General features: G+C 69.4%; 10 protein-coding genes and 1 pseudogene. 4 read left to right on the top strand and 7 right to left on the bottom strand.

Annotated elements, in window-relative coordinates; translation table 11 throughout:
* Window positions 1-151 precede the first annotated feature (151 nt).
* Window positions 152-610: an NOB1 family endonuclease gene (locus QZT59_RS05420; RefSeq protein ID WP_290812481.1), complete on the bottom strand. Its 459-nt coding sequence runs from the start codon at window positions 608-610 to the stop codon at window positions 152-154.
* Between the two features lie 23 nt (window positions 611-633).
* Window positions 634-879 carry a PRC-barrel domain-containing protein gene (locus QZT59_RS05415; protein WP_290812478.1) on the bottom strand — a complete coding sequence of 82 codons (246 nt, stop codon included), beginning with the start codon at window positions 877-879 and terminating at the stop codon, window positions 634-636.
* A 357-nt stretch (window positions 880-1,236) separates the two neighbouring features.
* Here QZT59_RS05415 and infB point away from each other — a divergent pair, with 357 nt between their 5' ends.
* Window positions 1,237-3,042 (top strand): translation initiation factor IF-2, encoded by a 1,806-nt coding sequence (gene infB, locus QZT59_RS05410; protein WP_290812475.1) that lies wholly within the window; start codon window positions 1,237-1,239, stop codon window positions 3,040-3,042.
* 130 nt (window positions 3,043-3,172) lie between these two features.
* Here infB and QZT59_RS05405 read toward each other — a convergent pair whose 3' ends face one another.
* Complete coding sequence (locus tag QZT59_RS05405) at window positions 3,173-4,141, bottom strand: alpha/beta fold hydrolase (RefSeq protein WP_290812472.1); 969 nt, start codon at window positions 4,139-4,141, stop codon at window positions 3,173-3,175.
* Between the two features lie 233 nt (window positions 4,142-4,374).
* Between QZT59_RS05405 and QZT59_RS05400 the strand changes: the two genes are divergently transcribed.
* Complete coding sequence (locus QZT59_RS05400) at window positions 4,375-4,581, top strand: hypothetical protein (RefSeq protein ID WP_290812469.1); 207 nt, start codon at window positions 4,375-4,377, stop codon at window positions 4,579-4,581.
* The gene (locus QZT59_RS05395; RefSeq protein ID WP_290812466.1) at window positions 4,578-4,853 is read left to right on the top strand and encodes a hypothetical protein; all 276 of its coding nucleotides are present in this window, start codon (window positions 4,578-4,580) and stop codon (window positions 4,851-4,853) included. Before QZT59_RS05400 ends, QZT59_RS05395 begins: the two co-directional genes overlap by 4 nt.
* On the opposite strand, the gene QZT59_RS05390 is transcribed toward QZT59_RS05395, so the two are convergent.
* The 4 genes from QZT59_RS05390 to pepF all read right to left on the bottom strand — a co-directional run bounded on the left by QZT59_RS05390 (window position 4,810) and on the right by pepF (window position 9,414).
* Window positions 4,810-5,214 (bottom strand): DUF5811 family protein, encoded by a 405-nt coding sequence (locus tag QZT59_RS05390; RefSeq protein WP_290812463.1) that lies wholly within the window; start codon window positions 5,212-5,214, stop codon window positions 4,810-4,812. The two genes, QZT59_RS05395 and QZT59_RS05390, sit on opposite strands and share 44 nt — an antisense overlap.
* 48 nt (window positions 5,215-5,262) lie before the next feature.
* Window positions 5,263-5,742, bottom strand: a complete 480-nt coding sequence (locus QZT59_RS05385) for a pyruvoyl-dependent arginine decarboxylase (protein WP_290812460.1) — start codon at window positions 5,740-5,742, stop codon at window positions 5,263-5,265.
* Window positions 5,743-5,927: 185 nt separating this feature from the next.
* Window positions 5,928-7,157, bottom strand: a complete 1,230-nt coding sequence (locus tag QZT59_RS05380; RefSeq protein WP_290812458.1) for a proteasome-activating nucleotidase — start codon at window positions 7,155-7,157, stop codon at window positions 5,928-5,930.
* Between the two features lie 454 nt (window positions 7,158-7,611).
* Window positions 7,612-9,414 carry an oligoendopeptidase F gene (gene pepF / locus QZT59_RS05375; RefSeq protein ID WP_290812455.1) on the bottom strand — a complete coding sequence of 601 codons (1,803 nt, stop codon included), beginning with the start codon at window positions 9,412-9,414 and terminating at the stop codon, window positions 7,612-7,614.
* 95 nt (window positions 9,415-9,509) lie between these two features.
* Between pepF and QZT59_RS05370 the strand changes: the two are divergent.
* A pseudogene (locus QZT59_RS05370) lies at window positions 9,510-9,800 on the top strand (hypothetical protein); the annotation flags it as partial.

Below are 9,800 nucleotides of genomic sequence, written 5' to 3'. Positions count from 1 at the left end.
GTCGATGACGGCCTGACCGGGCGCGTCGATGACGGCCGGACCCAATCCGGCGAGCGGCGGCGCCGACCGAGAGGTCGCCAGGCCGAGTTCTCGCGACGGAGTGGTTCGGAGCCGTCAGGACGAGTTCTCGAGACCGAGTGGGCCGGAACCGTCAGGACGGGTTCTTGCGACGCAGTTCGGTGCCACAGATCGGACACCGCTCTTTCTGCTCGTCGAACTCGCGGCCACAGCCCTGACACTGGAAGCGCCAGTCGCGCTGCTCCGCGATTCCCTCGCGGGCGATGAACTCCACCGCCACCGAGAGCTTCTCCGCGACGTTCTGCATCGCGTAGTCGTCCGTGACGAGGATCCCGTCGAGTTCGAACGCGGCCGCCACCAGCCGGACGTCGGTATCCGAGAGGACGTCCAGGTCGCCGGACTCGCGGGCGGCCCGACGGACCTTCTCGGTGGTGTCGTCGTTGGGGATGTGGATGTGCATCCCCGAGCCCTCCATGGCGTCGTAGCGGTAGGCGCTCTCGTCGACGAGTTCCTCGCGGACGAGCGGGATGGTCGCCGTCTGTTCGGTGGTGTGGAAGTCGTGGATAAAGGCCGACGAATCGAGAACGTACATGCGAGAGTAACGTGTTCCGGGACTCAGCGCTCGACGACGATGTAATCCTTCACGGCCTTGACCCGGGAGACGGGCACCCGGAAGCGACCGGCGTCGTCTCGCTCGAGGTCGACCGACCGCGTGGGGAGTTCCTCGTCCGGCTCGACGACCAGATCGTAGAGCTGGCCGGAGCTGAGGTCCATCGTGATGTTGTAGAGCAGCCCGAGCTCGGTGCCGTCCGAGCCCATCACCGACTTGCCCGACAGGTTCTCGGCGAGTATTTCGCTCATGTACGTCCGTTCAGACTAGTCGCTATTAAACACCACGGGGGACGTCAGACGGACGTCTGTCGAGAGCGAGGCGCGAGCGAACGACGTGAGCGAACGCCTCGGAAATGCGAACGGTGAGCGGGTGCGAGGCCGAGCGGTAGCGAGGCCTCGAGAAAGCGAACGGCAAAGCCGTGAGCGAAGCGAACCGCGAGCCGCGAGCGAAGCGAACCGCGAGCCGCGAGCCCGTCCCGCGACGCCGACCCCGGCGACGGGTACCCGCCGCGACGGACCGTCGCGCGGCCGGCGCGCTGGCCCGTGACGATGGGTTTAACTGCCGCCCCGCGGACCGTTCACCAAGAGCCTTCTCTGGTGGTTAGCATGTCGGACACAACAACTAACGCGCCTGACGTCGCCTCCCTCCGGACGCCGATCGTCGCCGTGCTCGGACACGTCGATCACGGCAAGACCAGCCTCCTCGATCAGATCCGCGGCTCGGCGGTGATCGAGGGCGAGGCGGGCGCCATCACCCAGCACATCGGCGCGACGGCCGTCCCCCTCGACGTCATCTCCGGGATCGCCGGCGAGCTCGTCGATCCCGACGACTTCGACCTCCCCGGCCTGCTGTTCATCGACACGCCGGGACACCACTCGTTCACCACCCTCCGCTCGCGCGGCGGCGCGCTGGCGGACATCGCCATCCTCGTCGTCGACGTCAACGACGGCTTCCAGCCCCAGACCGTCGAGGCGCTCGACATCCTGCGGCGGTCCTCGACGCCGTTCATCGTCGCCGCGAACAAGATCGACACCGTCCCCGGCTGGAACCAAACCGAGGACGCCCCGGTCCAGGAGACCTACGAGAACCAGTCCGACCGGGTTCGGGGCGACCTCGACGAGCGACTCTACGAGATCATCGGCCAGCTCTCCGACGAGGGCTTCTCCGCCGACCTCTACTGGCGGGTCCAGAACTTCCAGCGCAACGTCGGCGTCGTCCCCGTCTCGGCGATGACCGGCGAGGGCGTGCCGGACCTGCTCGCGGTGATGATGGGCCTCTCCCAGCGGTACATGAAAGCGGAGATGGAGATCGACGTCGGCGGCCCCGGCGTCGGCACCGTCCTCGAGGTCAAAGACGAGAAGGGATTCGGCAAGACGGTCGACATCGTCCTCTACGACGGGACGATCCGGGCCGACGACAGGCTCGTCGTCGGCGGACAGAGCGAACCCATCGTCACCGACGTGCGGGCGCTGCTCCAGCCCCGCCCGCTGGCGGAGATCCGCACCGAGAGCCGCTTCGAGAAGGTCGACGAGGTCGCCGCCGCGGCCGGGATCAAGGTCGCCGCACCCGAACTGGACGACGCGATGGCGGGCGCGCCGGTGCGCGTGGTCCGCGACCGCGACATCGACGACGTGATCGCGGACGTCGAGGCCGAGCTCGCCGACATCGCCGTCGAGACCGACGAGGACGGCGTCGTCGTCAAGGCCGACACCCTCGGCAGCCTCGAGGCGATGGCCGACGCCCTCGGCGAAGCCGAGGTGCCCATCGTCCGCGCCGAGGTGGGCGACGTCGCCCCGCGGGACGTCTCCGTCGCCTCGACCGCCGACGACCCCAAAGAGCAGGTCATCCTCGGGTTCAACGTCGACGTCCTCGACGACGCCGAGGACCGGGCCGAGATCGACGACGTCACGCTGTTCACCGACCGGGTCATCTACCAGCTCGTCGAGGAGTACGAGGAGTACGTCGCGGAGATCGAGCGCGCCCAGCAGGACACCGTCCTCCAGAACATCACCCGGCCCGCCCGCTTCCGGATCCTCCCCGACCACACGTTCCGCCAGAACGACCCCGCCGTCGTCGGCGTCGAGGTCAACTCGGGCACCCTGAAGAACAACGAACGGGTCGTCAAGTGGACGGGGAGCGAGCCCGAGCGCGTCGGGCAGGTGAAGGGGATCCAGGAACAGGGCGAGGACGTCGACGAGGCCCGCGCGGGCGAACGCGTCTCCGTCGCCATCGACGGCCCCACCGTCGGCCGCGGCATCGAAGAGGACGACGAGCTCTGGATCGAACTCCCCGAGAAGCACGCGAAAATCCTGGAACAGGAGCTCGCCGAGGAGATTCCCGGCGACGAGCGCGAGGCGCTGAACATGTACCTCGAGAAACACCGGAAGCGCGACCCGTTCTGGGGCAAGTAGGAGACGCGGCCCGTTCTGGGGCAAGTAGGACGACCGACCTTTTGGACTGGGTTCGTTACGCGCCGGAAGCGCCGGTGGCGCTCTGGGGCGCCGGTACCGATAACGCTCGCTCCCGCACGCGGGCCGCCGATCACCCGCTCAGGAACTCCCGCACCAGCCGCTCGACCTCGTCGCCCGGCTCGAGCCAGGGCGTGTGCCCGTGCGCGTCGAGTTCGTGGAACTCGGCGTCGGCCATCCGGCTCGCGACCGGGCGGCCGACGTCGGGCTCGAAGAACGAGTCCTCGGAACCCCAGACGAACGACGTGGGGCGGTCGATGCGGACGATCTCCCGCCGCATGTCGAACGTCGAATGCAGGCGGCCGAAGGAACTCTGGGCCGTCTGCAGCGAGCGGAGGCTCCGCGTGCGCCCCGGGAGCTCCGTACCGTACCCTTGCACCTCGTAGAATTCCTCGGAGATCGCCGAATCGTCGACGACGTTGAACCGCGCCATGCGCTCGCGGGCGTTCTCGACCGAGTCGCCCCGACCCATGAGCCAGTAGAGGACGCGGTTGAGTCCGCGGATCGTCATCAGCCGGAACGGGAGCGGGATGTCCGTGGAGACGCCCGCCGGGCCGCCGACGAGACAGAGTCGGTCGACCCGGTCGTGGTCGATCGCGAGGAGGAACGCCTGGCCGCCCCCGAGCGAGTTGCCGACGACGTGCGGGCGCGCTACCTCCAGCGCGTCGAGGACGTCCCGCAGGTACGTCGTCATGAACGCCCGGAGGTCCCGGCCCCCGTAGCTCGGCGCGGCCGACAGTCCGCGGCCGGGACGGTCCGGCGCGTAGAGCCGGAACTCGTCCGCGAGCGCCGGGAACAGCGGGAGCCACGTCGCCGCCGTGGTGCCGAGCCCGTGGAGCAAGATGACGGGGTCGCCGTCCGGGTTTCCGGCGGCGAGGACGTGGATCCGGCCGGCGCTCGCCGATTCGACGAGCAGCGATTCGGTCGCCACGCCGTGATGGTCCGCGAGTCGCGACTGGGCGTCGGCGTACCGCCGCTCGGACTCCGTCGGCCACTCGCCCGCGTCGATGCGATCGATCGGGTCGGGTGCCAGGGCGCTCATCGACTGTGTGACCCCCGCGAACCACAATAAAACGTCCCGACGGTTCGATTCGCCGGTTCGACGGCCGACGGTTCGGTGCGCGTCGGATCGGCGTCGGATCGCGAGGCCGCCATCGGAACCGGTCGGAAGGGGCCCCAGGTCGAATCGAGATCGGTTTCGGACGCCGGACGAGGCCGGCCTCCGACGTCGGCGCTGCCAGAATCGTTTTGGTCGGCCGGTCGAATCCGGGTGACATGCAACGCGTGATCGACGGCCTCGACAGTCGGCGCGGGATCTTCGGATTCGTCGTGGTGATCAGCCTGCTCGCCGGGTTCATCGTCGCGGCCGACGGGCTGCTGTACGGCGATCGGGAGGTCGTCGGCTACTTCGTCGTCTTCGTGCTCGCCCTCGTCGGCGTCGCCGTCATCGGGGCGCTCGGCTGGCAGCGGCTTCGCGAGTGATCGAGTTCCCCGGCGGCGAATCGATCGGGGACGGCACGGCCAGCTACGGCGCGCTCGGCAACGAGACGGTCGACAACGGGGTGGTGAGCAACGAGACGGTCGACAACGGGGTGGTGAGCAACGAGACGGTCGACAACGGGGTAGTGAGCAACGAGACGGTCGACAACGGGGTAGTGAGCAACGGGACAGTCGAAAACGAGACGAACGGCGCCGAAGCGGCGTCGGGAGTCAGCGCGCGGTCGGCGTCAGATCGTCGCCCATCGCGTGCTTGACCTGGAGGGCGGCGCTCGCGGCCAGGCCGCGCGCGACCTCCGCCCGCTCGTCGGCGTCGATGATCGCGCCGGGTTCCTCGATCGCGTCGACGTCCAGCTCGGGAGAAAAGCCCGCGCTGACGGGTCGGCCCACCGGCGGTCGGACCGCGACCGTCACGTGCGGACCGCCGACGCCGTGGGAGACCTCGCTGTCGACGGCGTACTCGTCGGGGAGATACTCCCGGGTCAGGGCGGCGAGTCGGGACACCTCGCGCCGCAGCGCGCGCCGTTGTCCCGGCGTCACCTCCTCGACGTCGGCCGCCGACCGGTGGCCCGCCTGCGTGATCCCCGGGCGGCCGGCGTACGGTGTGTTGCCGTTCATGAGAATTCGCTACCGACCGAAACGGTGCGGGCCGCCAAAAACGTTTGGTCAAACGATCGGCTCGCTCTCGCCGTAGACGGCGAGGACGACGGCGGAGGCGTACTCGCCCGCCGCCGCCTCGGATCGAGAGAGCCGTACGCTCGGCTCGCCGAGTTCCCACTCCCGGAGGTCGCCGCCGGCGACGAGCCCCTCGCGGATCCGTCGCTCGACGTCGTCCGCCTCCATCTCGCCGGCGGCCTCGTAGAACAGGCCGGGCCCCTCGTCGACCGACTCGGTCCACCCGAGGCCCGCGCAGACGCTCCCCGGCCCGGCGGTCGTCGCTCTGGCCTCGACGACGGTCAGCCGGTCGCCGGCGGGCCCGAGGTCGGGCGCCGTCCCGACCACCTCGACGGCCGCGCCCGCCGGGATCACCGACGAGACGGTGACGAGGTTGTAGTTCGCCACGCCGGCGTCCGCGAGCGCCGCGTCGTAGGCCGACAGCTCCGTCGGCCCGGTCGCCGCACCCGAGACGACGCTGATCGTGCTCATTACCGATCTTCGGGGGCGGACGCCGTAAGGCGTTGCGGTCCAGGGTCGGTGCCGAAAATTCCGGGTCGACGACACCCGTGAAGCGAGCGAACGCGGCGAGCGAGGTGAACGGCGGGAGGAGCGCTGTTCGTCGACGGTTTGCCGAGGGCGCGGCGAAGCCGCACCCGTAGCGCGAGCGGTCGGTGCTAGTGGTAGAAGTAGTTCTGGGACGGGATGAGCTCGCTCGTGTCGTCGTTCTCGATCTTCTCGAGGGCGGCCTCGAAGTCGTCCATGGTGACCTCGTCCCGGTCGTCGCGGATGGCGAACATGCCCGCCTCGGTGGTGACGCTCTCGATCTCGGCGCCGGAGTACCCCGGCGTGTTACGGGCGAGGGCCTCGTAGTCGACGGCGTCGGCGACGTTCATCCCGCGGGTGTGGATCTCGAAGATGATCTCCCGACCCGCCTCGTCGGGCTCGGGCACTTCGATGAGGCGGTCGAACCGCCCAGGCCGGAGGATCGCGCGATCGAGCATGTCGAAGCGGTTGGTCGCGGCGATGATGCGGATCTCGCCGCGGGCCTCGAAGCCGTCCATCTCGCTCAGCAGTTGCATCATCGTCCGCTGGACCTCGGCGTCTCCCGACGTCTTGGACTCCGTGCGGCGGGCGGCGATGGCGTCGATCTCGTCGATGAAGATGATGGCGGGTTCGCGCTCGCGGGCCATCTCGAAGAGGTCCCGCACCAGCCGCGAGCCCTCGCCGATGAACTTGCGGACCAGCTCGGAGCCGGCCATCTTGATGAAGGTCGCGTCGGTCCGGTTCGCGACGGCCTTCGCGAGCATCGTCTTTCCGGTCCCCGGCGGCCCGTAGAGCAGTACGCCGGAGGGCGGGTCGATGCCCACCTGCTCGAAGAGCTCCGGCTCGGCCAGGGGCTGTTCGACGGCCTCCCGGACCTCCCGGACCTGCTCGTCGATGCCGCCGATGTCCTCGTAGGCGACGGCCGGGCTCTCGGTGATCTCCATCGCCTGGGCCCGGGAGTCGGTCTCGGCGTCGAGCAGCGTCTGAATCCCGAAGGAATCGTTGACGGCGACGCGGTCGCCCGGTTCGATCCGGTCGACCATTCGCGGGGAGACCTCCGTCAGCACCTCTTGGTTGTTGCCGTGTTGCTTGACGACGACCTCGCTCTCGACGCAGTCTTCGACGGTCGCGACGTACAGCGACGAACTCTTCAGCGTCTCGTTCTCGCGCTCGACCCGGTCGACGCGCTCGCGCAGCTGCTCTCGGCGCCGTTCGGCCGCCTCGAGTCGCTCGGTGAGCTGAGAGCGCACGTCGGCGAGCTCCTCGAAGTGAGACCGAAGCGCGGCGAGCCGCTCGTCGTCCGGGAGCTCCGGATCGATGTCGCGGCTCGGTCGATCGGGTAGCGACGGGCTTCGGGACATCCTGACGGGCGACTGGTAGTCGCCCGTCGTAAATGTGCCTTTGGGTCGCGGGCGAATTCCGCGAGACGGTGAGGGGTGGCCGATTCGGTGACCGTCTCAGGACCGTTCGTCGACGTCCGCCGGCGGATCAGCCGCAACCGCGGCCGCGAATTTCGTAGTAGGCGGCGAAGAGACCGGCGAAGACGCCGGCCGAGAGCGCTCCGCGATCGAGTTCGAGGAAGTATCCGACGACCGCCAGCGGCGCCCAGCCGGCGAAGAGCCCGAACGGGAACCGCGTCGAGCGGAGGTGGTCGGTCCGAACCCCGACCAGCAGCGCGACGACGACGTACGGCGCCGCCAGGTGGGCGGCGGGGTGTCTGATTCCGGCCCGTTGGGCGGCCGAGAAACCGAAGATGTTGGTACACCGCGAACGCGACGCCGGCAGCGGTCAGGACGGACGGCGACGCACGGGCCGTTAGCCGTCGGTCTCGACGAGCTCGGCCATCGTCTCGAGCCGGTCGTCGTACCGGTCGATCGCCCGCTGGACGGGCTCGGGACTGGCCACGTCGACGCCCGCCGTCCGCAGCAGGTCGAGCGGATACTCGCGGGAGCCCAGCGAGAGGAACTCCCGGTAGTCCGCGGCCGCGGACTCGCCCTCTTCGAGAATGCGGTCGACGAGCGCCAGCGCGGCGGAGATGCCCGTCGCGTACTGGTAGACGTAGAACGCTCGGTAGAAGTGCGGGATGCGCATCCACTCGCGGGCGATGTGGTCGTCGAGCTCCGCGGGTTCGTAGTAGCGTCCCTTCAGCTCGCGGAAGAGGTCGTCCAGCCGGTCCGCGGTCAGGGGTTCCCCGGCTTCCTCGAGCTCGTGGGCGCGGTGCTCGAACTCGGCGAACAGCGTCTGGCGGAACAGGGTCGAGCGCACCCGCTCTAGGAACTCGTTGAGGACGTGCGCGCGGAACGCGGGGTCCTCGACCGTCTCGAGGAGGTGCTCGGTGAGCAGCGCCTCGTTGACGGTGCTCGCGACCTCGGCGACGAACAGCTCGTACCCGGCGTAGACGTAGGGCTGGTTCTCCTTGGCGTACTCCGAGTGTAGCGAGTGGCCCAGCTCGTGGGCCAGCGTGTACATCGAGGTGACGTCGTCCTGGTAGTTCATCAGGATGTACGGCTGGGTGTCGTAGGCGCCGCCGGAGTAGGCGCCGGCGCGCTTGCCCTCGTTCTCGTAGACGTCGACCCAGCGGGAGTCGAGGCCCTCGGCGAGGCGGGACTGGTAGGCCTCGCCCAGCGGCGCGACGGCCGCGACGACGTGCTCGCAGGCCTCCTCGTAGGAGACCTCCGGCCCCTCGCCGCCGGTCAGCGGCATGTAGACGTCCCACATCCGCAGCTCGTCGACGCCCAGCGCCTCGCGCTTGAGGTCGGCGTGGCGGTGGAGCGTCTCCAGGTTGTCGTCGACGGTGTCGACGAGGGTGTCGTAGACCTCGGCGGGGACGTTGGGGCCGTGCAGCGACGCCTCGCGGGCCGTCTCGTAGCTGCGCGCCCGCGCCAGTTCCACGTCGGCGGTGACGCTCTTGGCGTAGGCCGTCGCGACGGCGTTGCGCACCGACGCCCACTCCGCGAAGTAGCCCTCGTAGACCCGTCGGCGGAAGTCGCGGTCCGGGCGCTTCAGCAGGTTCACGAAGTTGCTCTGGGTGATCTCGACGGGCTCGTCGTCAGCGTCTTCCACCGTCGGGAACGTCATGTCCGCGTTCGCCAGCAGGTTGTAGACGTCGGCCGTTCCCCCGGTCACCTCCCCCAGGTCGGCCAGCAGCGCCTCGACCTCGGCCGAGCGGGTGTGGGGCTTCATCCGCAGCACGTCGTCGACGTAGTGGTCGTACGTCTCGAGTTCGGGCACCTCGGACGCCAGATCGTCGAACTCCTCGCGGGTGAGCGCCTGGAGTTCGGGCTCGACGAACGACGCGGCCGACCGCGCGTCCGACACCAGCGAATCCGCTCTGGAGGCCATCGCTTGGGCCTCCTGATCGCTCGTGTCCTCGTCCCGGCGCATCCGAGCGTAGGCCGCGACGACCTCGACGTCGCGCATCAGCTCCTCGCGCTCCTCGAGGACGGTCAGGAGCGTCGACGCGTCCTCGGTCGTCCGACCTTCGTACTCGGCGAACGCCTCGACCGACTCGGCGACCGCGTCGTAGGACGCTCGCCACTCCTCCTCGGACTCGTAGATCGCCTCCAGATCCCAGGTGTGCTCTTCCGAGACCTCCTCGCGGGCGGGAACCGTACTCATGGCACGGGATACAAAATGGAACGAGTAAAGGGTAGCGAAGGCGGAAGGCGCCAGCGCGCCGCGACGCTTTTTTCGAAAGCGCGCGAACGACGGGCATGGACGATCCGACAGACGCGGCCGACGAGGCGGAGCGGGCCGATCCGCTCGACGACGATCGGGGAGCGGCCGAGGTCGCCGGCGAGGACGACCGGCCGACCGGAGACGACGATCGCGCGACCGGGGATGACGGCCGAGCGACCGAGGACGACGGCCGAGCGACCGGGGACGACGGCGTCCGCACGGCCGCCGGCGAGCCGGCGCTCGAGCGCGCGCTCGGCCGGGCCTGGTCCGACGACCGCGCCTGGGAACTGCTCACCGACCTGACCGCCATCGAGAGCCGGCTCGGC

Origin of the sequence: Halovivax sp. (genome assembly GCA_007119345.1) — an archaeon.
In the GTDB taxonomy this organism is placed as follows: Archaea; Halobacteriota; Halobacteria; order Halobacteriales; family Natrialbaceae; genus Halovivax.
The sequence above is the reverse complement of the archived record's forward strand: the minus strand, read 5'-3'. Positions and strand labels throughout refer to the sequence as shown.